The organism is Streptomyces sp. NBC_00271 (assembly GCF_036178845.1).
Taxonomy (GTDB): Bacteria; Actinomycetota; Actinomycetes; order Streptomycetales; family Streptomycetaceae; genus Streptomyces.
The window spans coordinates 4,914,994-4,933,473 of sequence record NZ_CP108070.1; the positions used below are offsets into that span (position 1 = coordinate 4,914,994).

Genomic DNA, 18,480 nt, shown 5'->3' on the forward strand with positions numbered 1-18,480 from the left:
GGCGTTCACGACAGCGCAACCGTTCGCCGACTGGTCTACACCAGTGGGCGTGCGGTCGCCAACCCGGCCCCGTCCGGAGGACGCCCATGAGTGCCGACAGCACCCCCGCGCCCGCACGGGCCCGCTGGAACAAGCTGTTCCAGGGGCTGCAGAAGATGGGGCGCAGCCTCCAGCTGCCGATCGCCGTGCTGCCGGCCGCGGGCCTTCTCATCGGGCTCGGCCAGCCTGGTGTATTCGGCGCCGAGGGGCTCGGCTGGGACAACGTCTCCAAGATCATGAGAGGTGCGGGCGGCGCGCTGCTCGACGGCTCGCTCGGGCTGCCGCTGCTGTTCTGTGTGGGCGTGGCCATCGGCATGGCGAAGAAGTCGGACGGGTCGACGGCGCTCGCGGCGGTCGCCGGTTTCCTCGTCTACTACAACGTGCTGCGCCAGTTCCCGGTGAGCTGCCCGGGCGGGGCGAAGGCTCTCACGAACATCGGCTGCCAGGCGGCCGATGCCTCCGTGGCCCCGTTCACGTACCAGAATCCGGGGGTCTTCGGCGGCATCGTCATGGGGCTGATGACCGCGTACATCTGGCAGCGCTACCACCGCACGAGGCTGGTCGACTGGCTCGGGTTCTTCAACGGGCGGCGGCTGGTGCCGATCGTCATGGCGTTCGTGGCCATCGCGTTCGCCGTGCTGTGTCTGTGGGTCTGGCCGCCGGTGGGGCGGGGCCTCGAGCACTTCAGCGACTGGCTGGTGGGACTGGGCTCCTGGGGTGCCGGTGTCTTCGGCGTGGCCAACCGGGCGCTGCTGGTGGTCGGTCTGCACCAGTTCCTGAACGTGCCCGTCTGGTTCCAGTTCGGCAGCTACACCGCGCCGGACGGGACGGTCGTGCACGGTGACATCACCATGTTCCTGGCGGGCGACCCGAACGCCGGGCAGTTCACGTCCGGCTTCTTCCCCATCATGATGTTCGCGCTGCCCGCGGCGGCGCTGGCCATCACGCACTGCGCCCGGCCCGAGCGCCGTAAGGAGGTCGGCGGGCTCATGCTGTCGGTCGCGCTGACCTCGTTCGTCACGGGCATCACGGAACCGCTCGAGTACTCCTTCCTGTTCGTCGCGCCCGTGCTGTACGTGATCCACGCGCTGCTGACGGGAGTGTCGATGGCGGTGACCTGGGGGGTGGGCGTGCATGACGGTTTCGGCTTCTCCGCCGGGGTCATCGACTACGTCATCAACTGGCATCTGGCGACCAGGCCGTGGGCGATCGTGCCGATCGGGCTGTGCTTCGCGGTCGTGTACTACGTGATCTTCCGGTTCGCGATCACGAAGTTCGATCTGAAGACTCCGGGCAGGGAGCCGGAGGAGGAGCACGAGGACACGACCAAGCCGTAGGCGGTTCGTTCACGGGCCGTGGGCTCGCGCCTCTTCGGGGCGCGGCTTCGTCGTGTCCGGAACCGATTCCTCCCCTTATGGCCCGGGCCACAAAATTCGTGGGTTCCTTATCTCACCTTCACCGTGCTACAACAGGTCTACACCACTGAGTGGTGTAGACCACGCGGATGCTGCCCGCCCCATTCTTTGCCCCTTCCCGTCCCCCGGCAGCACCGGCACATGGAGGAACTATGAGCACCGCCAGCGCAACGGCGGCACCCGCGAAGAAGCGGGGATCCGGTCTGTTCCAGGGCCTGCAGAAGGTCGGCCGCAGCTTGCAGCTCCCGATCGCCGTGCTGCCGGCGGCGGGCATCCTGCTCCGCCTCGGGCAGCCCGACGTGTTCGGCAAGGACGGCCTCGGCTGGAACAAGGTCGCGGCCGTGTTCATGACCGCCGGCGACGCCGTGTTCAGCAACCTGCCGCTGCTGTTCTGCGTCGGCATCGCCATCGGCTTCGCCAAGAAGGCCGACGGCTCCACGGCGCTGGCGGCGCTGGTCGGCTTCCTGGTCTACAAGAACGTACTCACCGCGTTCCCGATCACCGACGCCAAGGTCACCAAGGGCGCGGACGTCGCCGCAACGTACAACGACCCCAAGGTCCTCGGCGGCATCATCATGGGCCTGATAGCCGCCGTCACCTGGCAGCGGTTCCACCGCACCAAGCTTCCCGACTGGCTGGGCTTCTTCAACGGCCGCCGCCTGGTCCCGATCCTGATGGCCTTCATCGGCACGGCCGTCGGCGTGTTCTTCGGTCTGGTCTGGGAGCCGATCGGCAACGTCATCACCGACTTCGGCCAGTGGATGACCGGCCTCGGCGCCGTCGGCGCGGGCATCTTCGGCGCGATCAACCGCGCGCTGCTCCCGGTCGGCATGCACCAGTTCGTGAACACCGTGGCCTGGCAGGAGATCGGCTCCTACAAGGACTCCGCCGGTGCCGTGTGGCACGGTGACCTGCCGCGTTTCTTCCACGGTGACCCGACCGCCGGCCAGTTCATGACGGGCTTCTTCCCCATCATGATGTTCGCGCTCCCGGCCGCCGCCCTGGCGATCACGCATTGCGCGCGTCCCGAGCGACGCAAGGCGGTCGGCGGCATGATGATGTCGCTCGCGCTGACTTCCTTCGTCACGGGTATCACCGAGCCGATCGAGTTCGCGTTCATGTTCATCGCGCCGGTCCTGTACGTGATCCACGTGGTCCTGACCGCCCTGTCGATGGCCGTCACCTGGGCCCTGGGCGTCCACCATGGCTTCAGCTTCTCGGCCGGCGCCATCGACTACTTCCTGAACTGGAACCTGGCCACCAAACCCTGGATGATCATCCCGATCGGCCTGGTCTTCGCGGTGATCTACTACGCGGTCTTCCGCTTCGCGATCATTAGGTGGAACCTCCCCACGCCGGGCCGCGAGCCCGAAGAGGAGCTCGAGGACCTCACGAAGGCGTGAGGCCCGCCACGATGTGACGAAGGCCCCCGCAGCCCGGCTATCGCTGGGCCACGGGGGCCTTCGTCACGCCCGCGCCCTCATCGCAGCAGGCTGCCGCCGTCCACGGTCAGAACCTGGCCGGTCAGCGCCTCCGCGGCCTCGGAGGCCAGGAAACCCACGGTCGCCGCGACATCCTCGGGGACGAGTGGACGGGGCAGTGCCTGTGTCGCCTCGGCCATGACGAACGCCTCGTCGGGCTGATACGCGGTCGCCGGGGTGCGGGTGAGCCCCGGAGCCACGGACGTCACGGCGATACCGTCCTTGCCCAGCCCGACGGCCAGGGTGCGTCCGAACGCGGTGAGAGCCCCTTTGCTGGTGATGTAGCCGAGCAGGTCGGCGCTGGGCGGCTTCCATACGGTGTCGGAGGTGATGAGCACGATCCGACCGAACCCGCGCTCCCGCATGCCGGGGATGAAGGCCTGGGACAACAGCAGAACCGACTCGACGTTGACGGCCTGGATCCGTCGCCAGGTGGCGAGGTCGACGGTGTCGAGTTCCACCAGGTCGCTCGCGGCGGCCGAGTGGACGAGCACATCGACCCGGCCGTACGTCTCGAGGACTTCGGCGGCAGCCCTCCGTACGTCCTGTTCCACACCGAGATCGCAGGCGATGTCGCCGGCGCGGTCCAGCACCACGACGCGGTGGCCCAGCCGGGCGAGTTCACGGACGATCGCCCCGCCGATCGCGCCGTCCCCGCCGGTCACCACCGCGACCCGTGAGGTCGAGACATCAGCCATGGTTCATCTCCTCGTTTCGCGACGCCGGTCGGTGGACTGCGGTGGCCACGAGCGCGGCACCCACACAACAGCTTGCTCCGCCAAGCAATTGTGCGCCGCCGTCGGCCGCACGGCAAGTGCCGCTGTCGGCCACACGGCAAGCCGCGGATACCAGAGGCGCCGGAAACCGACCAGCCGCCGGACGCAGCGGTGACCGGCTCGGGCCCGCCGTCGCTGCGGCATAGTGGGACGTGATAGCGCCACACGCCGCGGCACCTCCCGGGTACGGGCCGGTGCGGACGCGTGTGCACCTGCCCCCCTTACACACTTCGGGACCGCAATGCCTACCAGCAGCCGCTTCGTCGTCGCCGTCCACGCCCTGGTCGCCCTCGCGGTCAGCGGCGACAAGCCCCTGCGCTCCGAAGACCTCGCCTACTCGGCCCATACGAGTCCTGTCGTGATCCGGGGCCTGCTTTCCCGGCTGAGCAGCGCGGGTCTCACCAAGTCCCAGCTCGGGGCGGGCGGTGGCGCACTCCTGGCCAAGCCGGCCGAGGAGATGCGGCTGCTTGAGGTGTACGAGGCGGTGGAGGACACCCGGCTGTTCACCATGCACCGCACGCCGCCGCCGGCCGACTGCGCGGTCGGCAGCAACATCGTGGACGCCCTCCAGCCTGCTCTGATCCGCGCTCGTGAGGCATTCGAGGCGGAACTGGACCACACCACGATCGCGGAACTCGCCGACGCGGTCGCCCGTCTCGGAAAGTTCACGATGCCGCTCGAATGGTGAGCGCCCGACGGGGTGACCCGTGGTCCCGCTTGGAAATAAGTGTCGCTGTGTCACTTACACAGTGCTACTCTCGGGCATCCGCCGGGCCGACGGGGTGACGAATCCCGCTCGCCCGAGTCATGAGTGCGCGTGCGATGCTCCCCGACTCGGCGAACCCTGCGGTCCATCACGGTCAATCCCCCAGGCAGCCGCCCCTCCCGGCGGACGCCCTCCACGATCGGAGCGCAAGATGAGCAACACCCCTCGGCTGTGGACCTGCTGCGGCGCAGCCTCGACACCTTCCTCGCAAAGGACATGAAGGCCTGGACGGACCTGTGCGCCGACGATGTCGTCGCCGAATTCCCGTTCGCCCCGGAGGGAGCGCCGGCGCGTATCGAGGGGCGCGAGGCCCTCTTCGACTACCTCCGCGGCTACCCCGACGTCATCGACGTGCGGGAGATCCCGGCGGTGCGCGTCTATCCGACCGACGACGAGAACGTGGCGATCGCGCAGTGGAGCGTGAAGGGCAGCGTGGCGTCCAACGGCAATCCCTACAACATGAGTTACGCAACCTTCGTGACCTTCCGCGACGGTCTCATCGTGAACTACCGGGAGTACTGGAACCCGCAGGTCTTCCTGAACGCGCTCGCCAGCACGAACTTCTGATTCCACAGCCGTAGTTGCAGACCCCGGACGCCGCCGGCCGGCACAGGCCGACAGCAGCCGGCGGAAGTCGGCCCGCGGCGTCCACGAGAAAGCCAGATTCCTTGCCCAAGCAATCAAATGGCTCTATGGTTGCTCCGTCAAGCAAGTCATGTGCCTTGCAGCGAACTTGCAGAGAAGAGGTCCGGAACATGGACACCCACGCCACCCGCCGAAGCCTCCTGGCGCGCGCCGCCGCCCTCGCCGCGGTACCCGCGATCGGCTCCGTCGTCGCGGACACGGCACTGGGCTCACCGGCCATCGCCGCCGACGCCACCGACCTGCCCGACTACGCCCCGGTCCCCCGGTCGTCGCTCGGCCCGGCGATCAACAGCCAGGGCTACTACGTCGGACGGATCAAACGGAACCTGTACTGGGTCACCGACGGAACCTACGTCTCGGCCTTCCTGACCACCCGCGACGGCGTGGTGCTCCTCGACGCGCCGCCGTCGCTCGGCCACAACATCCAGCGCGCGATCGACGACGTGACGAAGCCCAACGGGCTGACCAACAAGGTCACGCACCTGATCTATTCGCACCACCACTCCGACCACGCGGGCGGGTCGGGCATCTTCGGCCGACGGGTGACCCGGATCGGGCACTCCGAGACCCGCAGACTGCTCATACGGGACAACGACCCCAACAAGCCGGCCCCCGAGGAGACCTTCGACGACCACCGGGTGCTCCACATCGGCGGCGAGCGCATCGAACTCGCATGGCACGGCGCCAACCACACCCCGGACAACATCTACATCCACCTGCCCGACCACGACACGCTGATGCTCGTGGACGTCGCCCTGCCCGGCTGGGTGCCGTTCGCGAACCTCAACATCAACGAGGACATCCCGGGCTCGCTGCTGGCGCCGGCCAAGGCCCTGAAGTACCCGTGGACCACCTTCATCGGAGGCCACCTCGGCCGGCTGGGGACGCGGCACGACCTCAAGATCCACCAGGCCTACATGGACGACCTCGACGCGGAGATCCGCCGCGCACTCACGACGGTCGACGCGACGCCGTACTTCGTCAAGTACGGCAACAACACCTGGGCCGCGGTGAAGACCTACCTCGACGAGGTGATCGCGGTCGCCTCACGCCCTGTCGTGACCAAGTACACCGGGACCCTCGCCGCCGCCGACGTCTTCACCGAGAGCAACGCCTTCATGCTGATGGAGTCGATACGCCTCGACGGCGGCTTCGGAATGACGGTCCACGACTGACCGCTGTCCGCAGCCCGGACAGGCCCTGGGGCCGCCCGCACGGACTGCCTCCCCAGGATCTAGATCTCGTACGTCACCCTCGGCATCGCCAGTTCCACCGGACCGTCGAAGACCTCGCGTGCGTCGGCGAGGTTGACCGCGGGGTCCGTCCACGGCGGGATGTGGGTGAGCAGCAGGCGACGGGCGCCGGCGCGGTCGGCGCTCTCGCCCGCCTCGCGGCCGTTGAGGTGGAGGTCGGGGATCTTCTCCTTGCCGTGCGTGAACGCGGCCTCGCAGAGGAACAGGTCGGTGTCCCGGGCGAGTTCGTCCAGCGCGTCGGTGACGCCGGTGTCCCCGGAGTACGTCAGCGACTTCCCGCCGTGTTCGATGCGGATGGCGTACGCCTCCACGGGGTGGCGCACCCGCTCCGTGTGCACGGTGAACGGGCCGATCTCGAACGTGGCCGGTTTGACGGTGTGGAAGTCGAAGACCTCGCTCATCGAGGAGGCGGTGGGAGTGTCCGCGTACGCGGTGGTCAGTCGCTGTTCCGTGCCCTCGGGTCCGTAGACGGGGAGCGGGTCGCAGCGGCCGCCGTCGTGGCGGTAGTAGCGCGCGACGAAGTACGCGCACATGTCGATGCAGTGGTCGGCGTGCAGATGGCTGAGGAAGATCGCGTCGAGGTCGTAGAGACCGCAGTGGCGCTGCAGCTCGCCAAGGGCACCATTGCCCATGTCGAGAAGCAGCCTGAAGCCGTCGGCCTCGACGAGGTAGCTCGAGCAGGCCGATTCCGCGGACGGGAACGACCCCGAGCAGCCGACGACGGTGAGCTTCATAAGAGCTGGAACCTCCGCGCTGACAGGAAGTGCAGAGAGTAGATGCGGGGTGCAGGTACTCGGGTGCAGATACGGGAACGGGGGTCGTGCGGTCCGTCGAGCGTAAGGCGCAAAAGGGCGGGTCGCTCCTCCACCAGGGGCTGTTGTGGGCGAACTCACCTGTGGTGTCACCGGTTCGGATGGATGGTCGACCGGAGGTCGGATGCCTCGGTTCCGCGGGCGGGGGGCGGGGCGGAGTGCGCGCCGGTACCTTCTTTGGTATGGACACGTCCTGGTGGCTCGCGTTGGCGGCCGTGGTGCTGCTCGCGCTGGTCGCGACGCTGGTGGACGGCTGGGGGCGCCGTGGACGCCGGGAGCGCCGCCCGGGCCGGGCCGCCGGTCGGACCCGGCCGCCCGGGCGGCCGCCGGCCGGGGGGCGGAAGCGGCCCCGGGTGCCTCGGCCGCGGCCGGCGGAGATCTGGTGGGCGAGGGTTCCGTACGAGGACGGGCCCGGGGAGAAGGACCGGCCGTGTCTGGTGCTGGCCGTGCGGGGCGAGCGGGTGACCGTCGCGAAGATCACGAGCAAGTACCACGACGAGCGGGCCGGTGTGATTCCGTTGCCGCCGGGTGCCGTCGGCGATGCCCATGGGCGGGCGAGCTTCCTGGAGACGGACGAGCTGCGTGAGGTGCCCTTGTGGGAGTTCCGGCGGCGGGTGGGGGTGGTGGATCCGGTCCTCTGGGACCAGGTCCGCTACTTGGCCGGCTGAGCCCGTCCCTCGCCCCCGCCGCCCCTACCCTCCCCCAAGCTCTCGACTTCGCTCGAGCAGGGGGGACCCCCATCATCCCTTCCTGGGGGCTCCGCCCCCAGACCCCCGCATCGGCCTGAACGGCCTCGTCCTCAAACGCCGGACGGGCTGAAGGCCTTTAGGGGCGCGGGGAACTGCGCGCCCAGCCCCCACCGGCCCGCAGCCGAAAGACCACCCCTCGGGGTCTGGGGCGGAGCCCCAGGAGGATGGGACGGGTAGGGGCGGCGGGGGCGAAAACCGTCCGCGCCGCCGCCCGTACGGCCTACGCCCAGAGCTGGCCCTGGACGGTTTTGATGGCTTCTTCTGTGGTCGCGGCGGTGTAGACGCCCGTCGACAGGTACTTCCAGCCGCCGTCGGCGACGACGAAGACGATGTCGGCGGACTCCCCGGCGGCGAGCGCCTTCTTGCCGACGCCGATCGCGGCGTGCAGCGCGGCCCCGGTGGAGACGCCCGCGAAGATGCCCTCCTGCTGGAGGAGCTCACGGGTGCGGGTGACCGCGTCGGCGGAGCCGACCGAGAAGCGGGAGGTGAGGACCGACGCGTCGTACAGCTCGGGAACGAACCCCTCGTCCAGGTTGCGCAGGCCGTACACCAGGTCGTCGTAGCGCGGCTCCGCGGCGACGATCTTCACGTCCGGCTTGTTCTCCCGGAGGTAGCGGCCGACGCCCATCAGGGTGCCCGTCGTGCCGAGGCCGGCGACGAAGTGCGTGATGGAGGGGAGGTCCGCCAGGATTTCGGGGCCCGTCGTCGCGTAGTGGGCGCCCGCGTTGTCGGGGTTCCCGTACTGGTAGAGCATCACCCATTCGGGGTGCTCGGCCGACAGTTCCTTCGCGACGCGCACGGCGGTGTTGGAGCCGCCGGCCGCGGGGCTGGAGATGATCTCCGCGCCCCACATGGCCAGCAGGTCCCGCCGCTCCTGAGAGGTGTTCTCCGGCATCACGCACACCATGCGGTAGCCCTTGAGCTTCGCCGCCATGGCCAGCGAGATGCCGGTGTTCCCGCTCGTCGGCTCCAGGATCGTGCAGCCCGGCGTCAACCGGCCGTCCTTCTCGGCCTGTTCGACCATGTGGAGGGCCGGGCGGTCCTTGACCGAGCCCGTCGGGTTGCGGTCCTCCAGCTTCGCCCAGATCCGGACGTCGGCGGACGGCGAAAGGCGTGGCAGGCGCACCAGAGGGGTGTTGCCCACCGCGGCGAGCGGGGAGTCGTAGCGCATCAGCGATCAGCAGCCGATCAGACCATGCCGCCGGCCACGGCCGGCAGGATCGTCACGTTGTCGCCGTCGGTGAGCTTGGTGTTGATGCCGTCGAGGAAGCGGACGTCCTCGTCGTTCAGGTACACGTTGACGAAGCGGCGCAGCTGGCCGTCGTCGACGATCCGGGCCTGGATGCCCGCGTGCCGGGTCTCGAGGTCGGCGAAGAGCTCGGCGAGGGTCGCGCCGCCGCCCTCGACGGCCTTCTCGCCGCCGGTGTAGGTGCGGAGGATGGTGGGGATGCGGACCTCGATGGCCATGGTTGCGGGCTCCTGTCGGAAGGAAAAGTCAGATCGGTGGGCGCGCGGCGGCGCGGGAAGGGCAGGGGGACGCCGGTGGCGGCCCCGCGGAGCCGTGGCTCACGGCCGTACGGCGGCAGGGTTCAGCGCGTACAGATGGCGCTCTGCAGCCTGCACAGGTCGACGTGCAGCCGCGCCACGAGCAGCATGCCCGGCGTCTTGTCGCTCACGTCCTGGGAAACCATGGGCTCATCGTATCGATTCCCGGTCCGGGTCCCGGAGTGTGATCTCAGATGGTGGATGAATTCTGCCCGAAGTCCGGGATCGGAGCGGTGCCGGAGCAAAGGATCGGAGTAGCGTCGGGGCGCGGTCGGGGCGGCGTCAGTACGCGTCCACGACCGTGACCTCCTCCTCCGTCACCTCTCCCTCGACGATCCGGTACGAGCGGAACTGGAAGGGGCCCGCGTCGTCCGCGTCCGCCGTCGAGACGAGGACGTAGTGCGCGCCGGGCTCGTTGGCGTACGAGATGTCGGTGCGGGAGGGGTATGCCTCGGTCGCCGTGTGGGAGTGGTAGATGATCACCGGCTCCTCGTCGCGGTCGTCCATCTCGCGGTACAGCTTCAGCAGGTCGCCGGAGTCGAACTCGTAGAACGTGGGCGAGCGGGCGGCGTTGAGCATCGGGATGAAGCGCTCGGGGCGGCCCGAGCCCGCCGGGCCCGCTACGACGCCGCACGCCTCGTCGGGGTGGTCCTGGCGCGCGTGCGCGACGATCTGGTCGACGAGGGCCTGGGTGATGGTCAGCATGTCGGTCAGGATAAGCAGAAGGGCCGCCCTGTACCGAGGCGTGGTACGGGGCGGCCCACATGCTGAACCGGGAAGGTCGGCCGTGCCGAACCGGGAAGGTCAGCCGACCTTCTCGAACGCCGGCTCGCGGCGCTCGGTGACCTGGGGGTTGCGTGCCTTGAGCACCCACCAGCCGACGGCCAGGGCCGCGGCCCAGCCGGCCATCACGTACAGGCAGACGCGGGAGTCGGCGTCGTAGGCGATGAGGCCCGTGACGAACAGCAGGAAGACGACCGCGATCCAGCTGCACTTCGCTCCGCCCGGGGCCGGGAAGGAGGAGGCGGGCAGGCGTCCGGCGTCGACCGCGCGGCGGTAGAGGATGTGGCTGACCAGGATCATCAGCCAGGTCCAGATGCCGGCGGCGGTGGCCACGGAGGTGACGTAGCCGAAGGCCTTCTCCGGGACGACGTAGTTCAGGATCACGCCGATGCCCATGAAGAGCATGGAGACGGTGATGCCGAGCGCCGGGGTCTTGGTCGAGGAGAGCCTGCTGAAGACCTTGGGGGCCTCGCCGTTGTCCGCCAGGGTGCGCAGCATGCGGCCCGTGGAGTACATGCCGGAGTTGCAGGAGGACAGGGCGGCGGTCAGGACCACGAAGTTGACGATGCCGGCGCCGGCCGGGATGCCGATCTTCGCGAAGGCCTCGACGAAGGGGCTGACGCCCGGGGCGAACTCCGTCCACTTCACGACGCAGAGGATGACCGTGAGCGCGCCGACGTAGAAGAGCGCGATGCGCCAGGGGAGGGTGTTGATCGCCTTGGGGAGGGTCTTCTCCGGGTCCTCGGACTCGCCCGCCGTGACGCCGACGAGCTCGACGGCGAGGTAGGCGAACATGACGCCCTGGAGGGTCATCAGGGACGAGCCGATGCCCTTGGGGAAGAAGCCGTCGAACTGCCAGAGGTTGGCGACGGAGGCCGTGTCACCGGCCGAGCTGAAGCCGAAGGTGAGGACGCCGAGGCCGATCACGATCATGCCGATCAGGGCGGTGACCTTGACCATCGAGAACCAGAACTCGATCTCTCCGAAGAGCTTCACCGAGATCAGGTTCGCCACGAAGAGGACGATCAGGAAGACGAGTGCCGTCACCCATTGGGGGATGGACGGGAACCAGTAGTGGACGTAGATCGCGGCGGCGGTGAGTTCCGCCATGCCGGTGACCACCCACATCAGCCAGTACGTCCAGCCGGTGAAGTAGCCGAAGAACGGGCCGAGGAACTCGCGGGAGTACTCCGCGAAGGAGCCCGAGACCGGGCGGTACAGGAGCAGCTCGCCGAGCGCCCGCATGATGAAGAAGATGATCACGCCCGCGAGGGCGTACATGAAGATGAGGCTGGGCCCCGCCTTGGCGATGTTCGCCCCGGCGCCCAGGAAGAGGCCGACGCCGATGGCGCCGCCGATCGCGATCATCTGGACCTGGCGACTGCCGAGCCCGCGCTCGTACCCCTCTTCGGGGGCGTCGCCGCCCACGGCCTCACTGCCGAAACGCGGCTCGTCGGTCTTGTCGACCTGCGATGAGGTCATGTGTGGTGCGCCTTTCTCCATGCCGGTCCGAGCCAGTCACTTGGCTTCGGATCGGGTTCCGATCCCCCCGGATGTGATGGAGCTGTGCCTGGCCGGCGGTCGCCGGCTCGGTGGCGCACCCGACCGGACATGGGTGGTGTCCTGTCGGGCGGTCGTGAAGATTTATCACGGCCGCAACATGGGCAGCCCGCGGGTGATGTAAGGCACGCCACAGGGAGAAGCGGACAAACGGCACTCACCTGTGCATACCAGGCCACGACGGTGACGGGATCGTTATCCGGATCTGAGCGTCCTCTGAGCGAACACCGATCGAACCCTGAACCAACCCCTGACCAGGGCATACGACCGTTTCCCCGCTCGGCGCCCCATCAGGGCGTCGCAGCGTCCGATCGGGGCATCTCGACGGACGATCAGGGCATCGACGATCAGGACATCAGTGTCTCGACGAGCGTCTCCTGGAGACCGCCCAGCCACAGGTACGCCATCACCATCGGCTTGCGCGGGTCCTCGTCCGGGAGGCGGTAGAGGAGGTCGGTGTCCTCCTCGTCGACGACGTCGAGCCGGGCCCCGATCGCCAGGCGCAGGTCGTTGAGGGCGCGCAGCCACTGCTCGGACTCCCCGGGGGAGAGCTTGAGGACCGCGCCGCCGTCGCCCGCCGTGGTGAGGGCGTCCAGCGAGCGGATCACCGCGAGGGCGTTCTCGCGCTTGCCGGCGCGCAGGTCGTTCTCGGTGAAGCGGCGGAACTCGGAGGAGTACGCCCGCTGCTCCTCCGCCTGTTCCGGCGAGGACGCCTCGACGTCGGGGCCGCTGTAGGCGTCCGGGAAGAGGCGCTGGAGCACGGGGTCGGAGGGCGGCTCGCTGGGGCCCTCCGCGAACAGTTCGGCGAGCGGGTCGTCGGGGGCGTTCTCCGCGGGGCCGGGCCCGATGAGCTCCAGGAGCTGTACGGCGAGGGAGCGGATGATGGAGATCTCGACCTCGTCGAGCGCGACGGCCGCGCCGCCGCCGGGGAGCGGTTCGAAGTGTCCTGGCATGGAGTGAGTTCGCTACTTCCGGTCCTGCTCGCGGTTTACAGGGAGGGCTCGGGCTGCTGCCGGTCCGACGGCTGCCGGTCCGACGACTTCCGGCCCCGCTACTTCCGGTCCTGCTGAAGGGTGGCCCACAGACCGTAGCCGTGCATGGCCTGTACGTCGCGCTCCATCTCCTCGCGCGTGCCGCTGGAGACGACCGCACGGCCCTTGTGATGGACGTCGAGCATGAGCTTGGTGGCCTTGTCCTTGGTGTAGCCGAAGTACGTCTGGAAGACATACGTCACATAGCTCATGAGGTTGACCGGGTCGTTGTGCACGATGGTGACCCAGGGGACGTCGGGCTCGGGTACGGCGAAGACCTCCTCCGCCGACTCGGTCTTTTCGATCTCTAGGGGTGCGGGAGCGGTCACACGGCCCATGCTGCCACCAGAGAGGGGGGCCCGCACAAATGGACCCCCGGAATACAACGGGATACAACCGGAATACAACGGCCGCCATAAATCGTCAGAGTGACGAGATGGGGGTACCATCCAGGCTTATGAACACAGCGGACCTTGGGCTGCCGGTGGACGTTCCCTCGACGGCGCTCTTCACGGACCAGTACGAGCTGACGATGCTGCAGGCCGCACTGGCCGCGGGGACCGCCGAGCGACGCTCGGTCTTCGAGGTCTTCACGCGGCGGCTGCCGGAGGGGCGGCGCTACGGCGTCGTGGCGGGCACCGGGCGGGTTCTCGACGCCGTCGAGAACCTCCGCTTCGACGCCGACGTCCTCGGCTTCCTGCGCGAGAACGCCATCGTGGACGAGCCGACCCTGAAGTGGCTCGCCTCGTACCGCTTCGGCGGGGACATCTGGGGCTATCCCGAGGGCGAGGTGTACTTCCCGGGCTCGCCGATCCTGCGGGTCGAGGGGTCCTTCGCGGAGTGCGTGCTCCTGGAGACGGTGATCCTCTCCATCCTCAACCACGACTCGGCCATCGCGGCCGCCGCCTCCCGGATGGCCTCCGCCGCCGGGGGCCGGCCGCTGATCGAGATGGGCGCCCGGCGGACGCACGAACTGGCCGCGGTGGCGGCGGCGCGGGCCGCGTACGTCGGGGGCTTCGCGACCACCTCCGACCTGGCGGCGGGCTTCCGCTACGGCATCCCGACCGTCGGCACCTCCGCACACGCCTTCACCCTCCTGCACGACCGGGAGCGGGACGCCTTCCAGGCCCAGGTGAACTCGCTGGGCCGGGGGACGACGCTGCTCGTGGACACGTACGACGTCACGGAGGCGGTACGGATGGCGGTCGAGGTCGCCGGGCCGGAGCTCGGGGCCGTACGGATCGACTCCGGGGACCTGCTGCTGGTCGCGCACCGGGTGCGGCAGCAGCTGGACGAGCTGGGCGCGAGGGACACGCGCATCATCGTGACCTCGGACCTGGACGAGTACGCGATCGCCTCGCTGGCGGCGGCGCCCGTCGACGCGTACGGCGTCGGTACGCAGTTGGTGACGGGTTCCGGCCATCCCACCTGCTCGATGGTCTACAAGCTGGTCGCCCGCGCCGAGTCGGCGGACCCGAAGGCTCCGCTGGAGGCCGTGGCCAAGAGGTCCACCGGCGGCAAGACCTCGATCGGCGGGCGCAAGTGGGCCGCGCGCCGGCTCGACGAGCGGGGGGTCGCCGAGGCCGAGGTGATCGGCACCGGGGCGGTCCCCGTGGAGCTCGCCGACCGACAACTGCTGGTGGAGCTCGTCAAGGGCGGGCAGGTCCTCTCCCGCGAGCCCCTCGACGCCGTACGCGACCGGCACGCGACCTCCCTCGCCAACCTGCCGTTGTCGGCGACACAGCTCTCGCGCGGGGAACCGGTCATTCCGACGGAGTACATCTGATACGGCCCCCTCGGTGTGCGCGGGGTGCGCCGGAGCGCGCGCGGGCGGCGCTCCGGCCGGCTCCGGCCACCCTTGGGGAAACACGAATGAACGGGCGGTCAGCGGGAATGCAACGGCAACACGCACACCGCACCGGCCGCCGCGACAGGCCGTAACCGATTGCCCCCTCCCGCGCCGCACGTGAAGTCTCTAGGCTCGGCTCCACAGGCCGGTCCCGCACACCCCCTGTCACATTCACCGATCCCATAGTCGACACAGTCGAAGGACACCGACCATGCGCCGCGCCTTGATCGTCGTAGACGTGCAGAACGACTTCTGCGAGGGGGGCAGCCTCGCGGTGGCCGGAGGCGCCGATGTGGCCGCCGCCATCACGGAGCTGATCGGGCAGGCGCCCGCCGGCTACCGGCATGTCGTCGCCACGCGTGACCTCCACATCGCTCCCGGTGGCCACTTCGCCGACAATCCCGACTTCGTCCACTCCTGGCCCGCGCACTGTGTGGCCGGCACGGAGGGGGTCGGGTTCCACCCGAACTTCGCTCCGGCGGTCGCCTCCGGCGCGGTCGACGCCGTCTTCGACAAGGGCGCGTACGCGGCGGCCTACAGCGGTTTCGAGGGCGCCGACGAGAACGGGGTCGCGCTGGGTGACTGGCTGCGCGCCCGCGAGATCGACGAGGTGGACGTCGTCGGCATCGCCACCGACCACTGCGTCCGCGCCACCGCCCTGGACTCCGTCCGCAGCGGCTTCCGCACCCAGGTCCTTCTGGACCTCACGGCCGGAGTCTCCGAGGAAACCACGGACCGCGCCCTCGAAGAACTCCGAGCAGCAGGCGTGGACCTGACAGGAAAGCCGGTCGTCTAGCCGTCCTGGCCGACCTCGCTGTCGGGCCGCCCGTTGCCGGTCATACCTGGGGCGCCGGGCGTCTCAGGAGGGATTTGAACGGGCGCCACAGTTCCTGGGTGAGGTCGGGGCCCTGGACGCCGCTGTCCGGGGTGGTGCGCCATATGAGGCCGTCGGGGTGGTGCAGGACGGCGGTGATCTCGTCGGGGGTGGGCGGGGCCGCGTTCCCGCGGAGGTAGACCGCGCGCAGGCCGAGGTTGCGCAGGCGCGTCAGGGCGCGGGCGCGGTTCTGGGCCAGGACCAGAAAGCGCACGGAGCCGGGGCCCGGGCCCGCCGGGCTGGGCAGGTTCAGCGCCACTACCACGCTGCCGTTCGGCAGCTTGCAAAAACCTCCTGCGGCCATGCAGTCACACCCCCGTGCGCACCGGTGTCAATAAGAAATCCACAGGACGCACCTAAACACGATCGGCGGCAACCCGCCAGGGGGTCGCCGCCGATACGCTTCTGACCTGCGTAAATACCGGTTACTTCACCGCGGGGCCCACTTCGAGCGAGATCGTCGACCCGTCACGGGCCTCCTTGACGATCTTGATCTTGGTGTTGGTGTCAGTGATGTTGACACCCGCGGTCGGGGCCGTCGTGTCGTAGTAGGTGCTGGTGTGGTCGTTGAAGACCGGCACCCCCGGCTTCGACGGGATCTTCGTCGCGACGTCCGCGTTGTGCAGCGTCAGACCGTCCGTGCGGTACAGGCTGAACGGCGAGTCGTAGGACTGGATCCGGCTGCGCATCAGCGTTCCGTCGGACCACTTCAGCGCGGTGGAGTGCGAGTCGACCGGCAGGATCAGCCCGGAGCCCGCGTGCGCGCTGACGTTGTTGTCCTTCTGCGAGGTGTCCCACTTCCAGATCAACAGGCCGTTCTGGTACGGGTAGTGCTCGACCCAGGACGGACGCGTCTTCGAGAAGCCGAAGTTGTACGGGCCGGTCTTGAGGGTCTTGTCGTACGAGACGTACTGACGGTTCTCCGCGATGTAGTACTGCGCGTAGTCGTCGGTGAAGGACGCGCCGACGCGGGAGAAGCCGGCGGCGGTCCACGCGGCGTCCGCGGTCTCGGCGTTGTCCGAGAAGAGCGCCGAACCGTCCGCGGTCACGGCGATCTCGTCGGCCGTGAACCCCTTCAGCGCCACGCCGCCGTCACTCTGGTAGCGGAAACGCAGGTCGATCTTCTGGCCCGCGTAGGCGTCGAGCGGGAACGACAACTTCTTGTACGCGTCCACCGTGCCGGTCAACGCGGGCTTGCCACTGCCGTCGCGCGGGATCGGCTGCCCGTCCACCGTGCCGTCGAGCGCGGTCCAGTTGGCGCCGCCGTCGGTCGAGACCTCGGTGTAGAGGTAGTCGAAGTCGGCCTCGATGTCGTACCAGCCGTCGAGCGTGAGGGCGGCCGACGACTTGCCGGTGAGGTCGACGGAACGCGTCAGCGTGTTCTTGAGGTCGTTGCCGCTGCCGCTCCACCACTGGGTCGAGCCCTGCGCCGGGGCGACGATCTCGGTGGTGACCGCCTTGTCCGGCAGCGAGACCACCAGGGCCTGCTTGTTCTTGGTGTTGTACTCGGCGACACCCAGCTTGTGCTTGGATTTCGTCGCGGCCTTGGCCGTGTCGTAGTTCAGCCAGCCGAGCTGCAGCTTGTCCCAGGAGTTCATGTCACCGGGCAGGTCGCCGATGGCGTTCTTGCCGGTGCCGAGCCAGGAACCGGAGGACATCAGGGTCCAGAAACCCGTGGAGTTCTCGGCCGAGTTGGTGGTGTCGTACTCGTCCGGCAGACCGAGGTCGTGGCCGTACTCGTGCGCGTAGACGCCGAGTCCGCCGTTCTCCGGCTGGATGGTGTAGTCGCCGACCCAGATGCCGGTGTCGCCGATCGCGGCGCCGCCCAGCTTGTTGCCGGCCGGACCCGTGGCGCCCGCGTCGGTGCCGAACGCGTACCAGCGGTGCGCCCAGATCGCGTCCTCGCCCTGCGCGCCGCCGCCCGCGGACTCGTCCTCACCGGCGTGCACGATCTGGAAGTGGTCGATGTAGCCGTCGGGCTCGTTGAAGTTGCCGTCGCCGTCGTAGTCGTAGCGGTCCCACTGGTCGTACTTGGCCAGGTCCGCCTTGATGTCCGCGTCGGACCTGCCGGCCGCCTTCTGGTCGGCGACCCAGGCGGTGACACCGTCCTGGACCGCGTACCAGGCGCCCGTGGACGCCTTGTTGGAGCCGTAGCGGGCCTCGTTGTAGGGGACCTTGACCCAGTCGGTGACCTCGCCGTCGACCGAGTAGCGGCCCGAGGACTGCTTCTCGTAGTACTTCTTCAGCGACTCGGTGTTCTTGCCGGTGCCGAAGTAGAGGTCCTGGAAGTGCGCCTGGTTGTAGTCCGCCTGCCAGGCCGTGCTGTTGTCCTGGGTGCGGTCGGGCTGGGCTATCTGGTTGTGCAGCGGGCCCACGGTGCCGCCGTAGCGGCTGTCGACCTGGTCGCCGAACTCGACCAGGATCGTGAAGATCTTGTCGGTCTTCTCGCGGCCGAGCTCGACGTACTTGTTCTTGCCCTTGAGCTTGACGACCTGCGAACCGTTCCAGTCCTGGACCTTCGCGTCCCCGGATATGACCTGGTTCAGGGCCTCTTCGCGCTGTGCTTCCTGGGTCTTGCTGAGCGGGCCGTCGAGGTCGTGTTCGGCCTCGTTGCCGGCCGGCTGGGGCTCGTGGCGGTTCGCGCTCGCCGAGGCCGCCGCCGATGCGGCATCATCTGCCTGCGCAACGGCGAACGTCGAGAACGTGGCGGTGGCCGCCGCGAGGGCGACACCCACCGCGGCCGCTCTGAACGTCCATGGTCTGCTGGTCACTTGAAGTCCTCCCCTGCGTCCGTTCGCGCGGATGGGGGGATCCCGGGGTGATGGAGGTCCGCGCGCGTATACGCGTGTCAAGTGACGACATTTGACCGGAGTTACCAAAGAAAAGACAGATCTTGACTTGA

Annotated in this window: 19 protein-coding genes; 8 read left to right on the forward strand and 11 right to left on the reverse strand. The window is 68.8% G+C overall.

The window, feature by feature from the left end:
• Positions 1–86 precede the first annotated feature (86 nt).
• Both OG798_RS22645 and OG798_RS22650 read left to right on the forward strand, forming a co-directional pair.
• Complete coding sequence (locus OG798_RS22645; RefSeq protein ID WP_097225730.1) at positions 87–1,376, forward strand: PTS transporter subunit EIIC; 1,290 nt, start codon at positions 87–89, stop codon at positions 1,374–1,376.
• A 230-nt stretch (positions 1,377–1,606) separates the two neighbouring features.
• Positions 1,607–2,857: a PTS transporter subunit EIIC gene (locus OG798_RS22650; RefSeq protein ID WP_267061951.1), complete on the forward strand. Its 1,251-nt coding sequence runs from the start codon at positions 1,607–1,609 to the stop codon at positions 2,855–2,857.
• Between the two features lie 77 nt (positions 2,858–2,934).
• On the opposite strand, the gene OG798_RS22655 is transcribed toward OG798_RS22650, so the two are convergent.
• Entirely contained in the window at positions 2,935–3,633 is a 699-nt protein-coding gene (locus tag OG798_RS22655) for an SDR family NAD(P)-dependent oxidoreductase (protein ID WP_328757603.1), read from the reverse strand.
• A 319-nt stretch (positions 3,634–3,952) separates the two neighbouring features.
• Between OG798_RS22655 and OG798_RS22660 the strand changes: the two genes are divergently transcribed.
• The 3 genes from OG798_RS22660 (at position 3,953) to OG798_RS22670 (ending at position 6,297) form a co-directional block, all read left to right on the forward strand.
• Entirely contained in the window at positions 3,953–4,399 is a 447-nt protein-coding gene (locus OG798_RS22660) for an Rrf2 family transcriptional regulator (protein WP_095854402.1), read from the forward strand.
• Positions 4,400–4,648: 249 nt separating this feature from the next.
• Positions 4,649–5,044 carry a nuclear transport factor 2 family protein gene (locus OG798_RS22665; protein ID WP_328757604.1) on the forward strand — a complete coding sequence of 132 codons (396 nt, stop codon included), beginning with the start codon at positions 4,649–4,651 and terminating at the stop codon, positions 5,042–5,044.
• Between the two features lie 188 nt (positions 5,045–5,232).
• Positions 5,233–6,297 carry an MBL fold metallo-hydrolase gene (locus OG798_RS22670; protein WP_328757605.1) on the forward strand — a complete coding sequence of 355 codons (1,065 nt, stop codon included), beginning with the start codon at positions 5,233–5,235 and terminating at the stop codon, positions 6,295–6,297.
• Between the two features lie 59 nt (positions 6,298–6,356).
• On the opposite strand, the gene OG798_RS22675 is transcribed toward OG798_RS22670, so the two are convergent.
• Positions 6,357–7,109 carry an MBL fold metallo-hydrolase gene (locus OG798_RS22675; RefSeq protein WP_095854399.1) on the reverse strand — a complete coding sequence of 251 codons (753 nt, stop codon included), beginning with the start codon at positions 7,107–7,109 and terminating at the stop codon, positions 6,357–6,359.
• A gap of 260 nt (positions 7,110–7,369) precedes the next feature.
• Between OG798_RS22675 and OG798_RS22680 the strand changes: the two genes are divergently transcribed.
• Positions 7,370–7,855 carry a type II toxin-antitoxin system PemK/MazF family toxin gene (locus OG798_RS22680; RefSeq protein WP_095854398.1) on the forward strand — a complete coding sequence of 162 codons (486 nt, stop codon included), beginning with the start codon at positions 7,370–7,372 and terminating at the stop codon, positions 7,853–7,855.
• A 301-nt stretch (positions 7,856–8,156) separates the two neighbouring features.
• Here OG798_RS22680 and OG798_RS22685 read toward each other — a convergent pair whose 3' ends face one another.
• The 7 genes from OG798_RS22685 to clpS form a co-directional block, all read right to left on the reverse strand.
• A complete protein-coding gene (locus OG798_RS22685) occupies positions 8,157–9,107 on the reverse strand; it encodes a PLP-dependent cysteine synthase family protein (protein WP_095854397.1) in 951 nt (316 codons plus the stop codon).
• A 17-nt stretch (positions 9,108–9,124) separates the two neighbouring features.
• Positions 9,125–9,403, reverse strand: coding sequence for a MoaD/ThiS family protein (locus OG798_RS22690; protein WP_054229696.1), 279 nt, complete (start codon positions 9,401–9,403; stop codon positions 9,125–9,127).
• A gap of 122 nt (positions 9,404–9,525) precedes the next feature.
• On the reverse strand, positions 9,526–9,627 hold the full coding sequence (locus OG798_RS22695) for a putative leader peptide (protein WP_312638615.1): 102 nt from the start codon (positions 9,625–9,627) through the stop codon (positions 9,526–9,528).
• A gap of 136 nt (positions 9,628–9,763) precedes the next feature.
• Positions 9,764–10,186: a Mov34/MPN/PAD-1 family protein gene (locus OG798_RS22700; protein WP_095854396.1), complete on the reverse strand. Its 423-nt coding sequence runs from the start codon at positions 10,184–10,186 to the stop codon at positions 9,764–9,766.
• 99 nt (positions 10,187–10,285) lie between these two features.
• Positions 10,286–11,746, reverse strand: coding sequence for an amino acid permease (locus OG798_RS22705; RefSeq protein ID WP_095854395.1), 1,461 nt, complete (start codon positions 11,744–11,746; stop codon positions 10,286–10,288).
• 425 nt (positions 11,747–12,171) lie between these two features.
• Positions 12,172–12,777, reverse strand: a complete 606-nt coding sequence (locus tag OG798_RS22710) for a DUF2017 domain-containing protein (RefSeq protein ID WP_067379761.1) — start codon at positions 12,775–12,777, stop codon at positions 12,172–12,174.
• A 98-nt stretch (positions 12,778–12,875) separates the two neighbouring features.
• Positions 12,876–13,193: an ATP-dependent Clp protease adapter ClpS gene (clpS, locus tag OG798_RS22715; protein ID WP_054229692.1), complete on the reverse strand. Its 318-nt coding sequence runs from the start codon at positions 13,191–13,193 to the stop codon at positions 12,876–12,878.
• A gap of 119 nt (positions 13,194–13,312) precedes the next feature.
• Between clpS and OG798_RS22720 the strand changes: the two genes are divergently transcribed.
• Entirely contained in the window at positions 13,313–14,641 is a 1,329-nt protein-coding gene (locus tag OG798_RS22720) for a nicotinate phosphoribosyltransferase (protein ID WP_328757606.1), read from the forward strand.
• Between the two features lie 274 nt (positions 14,642–14,915).
• Positions 14,916–15,500 (forward strand): isochorismatase family protein, encoded by a 585-nt coding sequence (locus tag OG798_RS22725; RefSeq protein WP_267061955.1) that lies wholly within the window; start codon positions 14,916–14,918, stop codon positions 15,498–15,500.
• 40 nt (positions 15,501–15,540) lie between these two features.
• On the opposite strand, the gene OG798_RS22730 is transcribed toward OG798_RS22725, so the two are convergent.
• Positions 15,541–15,882, reverse strand: coding sequence for a hypothetical protein (locus OG798_RS22730; RefSeq protein ID WP_267061956.1), 342 nt, complete (start codon positions 15,880–15,882; stop codon positions 15,541–15,543).
• A gap of 121 nt (positions 15,883–16,003) precedes the next feature.
• Positions 16,004–18,349 (reverse strand): immune inhibitor A domain-containing protein, encoded by a 2,346-nt coding sequence (locus OG798_RS22735; protein ID WP_328757607.1) that lies wholly within the window; start codon positions 18,347–18,349, stop codon positions 16,004–16,006.
• Between the last annotated feature and the right edge of the window lie 131 nt (positions 18,350–18,480).

Bases quoted from the DNA above. Each gene is read 5' to 3' on its own strand.
- OG798_RS22645 (WP_097225730.1), top strand. From the start codon at position 87: ATGAGTGCCGACAGCACCCCCGCGCCCGCACGGGCCCGCTGGAACAAG.
- OG798_RS22650 (WP_267061951.1), top strand. From the start codon at position 1,607: ATGAGCACCGCCAGCGCAACGGCGGCACCCGCGAAGAAGCGGGGATCC.
- OG798_RS22655 (WP_328757603.1), bottom strand. From the start codon at position 3,633: ATGGCTGATGTCTCGACCTCACGGGTCGCGGTGGTGACCGGCGGGGAC.
- OG798_RS22660 (WP_095854402.1), top strand. From the start codon at position 3,953: ATGCCTACCAGCAGCCGCTTCGTCGTCGCCGTCCACGCCCTGGTCGCC.
- OG798_RS22670 (WP_328757605.1), top strand. From the start codon at position 5,233: ATGGACACCCACGCCACCCGCCGAAGCCTCCTGGCGCGCGCCGCCGCC.
- OG798_RS22675 (WP_095854399.1), bottom strand. From the start codon at position 7,109: ATGAAGCTCACCGTCGTCGGCTGCTCGGGGTCGTTCCCGTCCGCGGAA.
- OG798_RS22680 (WP_095854398.1), top strand. From the start codon at position 7,370: ATGGACACGTCCTGGTGGCTCGCGTTGGCGGCCGTGGTGCTGCTCGCG.
- OG798_RS22685 (WP_095854397.1), bottom strand. From the start codon at position 9,107: ATGCGCTACGACTCCCCGCTCGCCGCGGTGGGCAACACCCCTCTGGTG.
- OG798_RS22690 (WP_054229696.1), bottom strand. From the start codon at position 9,403: ATGGCCATCGAGGTCCGCATCCCCACCATCCTCCGCACCTACACCGGC.
- OG798_RS22695 (WP_312638615.1), bottom strand. From the start codon at position 9,627: ATGGTTTCCCAGGACGTGAGCGACAAGACGCCGGGCATGCTGCTCGTG.
- OG798_RS22700 (WP_095854396.1), bottom strand. From the start codon at position 10,186: ATGCTGACCATCACCCAGGCCCTCGTCGACCAGATCGTCGCGCACGCG.
- OG798_RS22705 (WP_095854395.1), bottom strand. From the start codon at position 11,746: ATGACCTCATCGCAGGTCGACAAGACCGACGAGCCGCGTTTCGGCAGT.
- OG798_RS22710 (WP_067379761.1), bottom strand. From the start codon at position 12,777: ATGCCAGGACACTTCGAACCGCTCCCCGGCGGCGGCGCGGCCGTCGCG.
- clpS (WP_054229692.1), bottom strand. From the start codon at position 13,193: ATGGGCCGTGTGACCGCTCCCGCACCCCTAGAGATCGAAAAGACCGAG.
- OG798_RS22720 (WP_328757606.1), top strand. From the start codon at position 13,313: ATGAACACAGCGGACCTTGGGCTGCCGGTGGACGTTCCCTCGACGGCG.
- OG798_RS22725 (WP_267061955.1), top strand. From the start codon at position 14,916: ATGCGCCGCGCCTTGATCGTCGTAGACGTGCAGAACGACTTCTGCGAG.
- OG798_RS22730 (WP_267061956.1), bottom strand. From the start codon at position 15,882: ATGGCCGCAGGAGGTTTTTGCAAGCTGCCGAACGGCAGCGTGGTAGTG.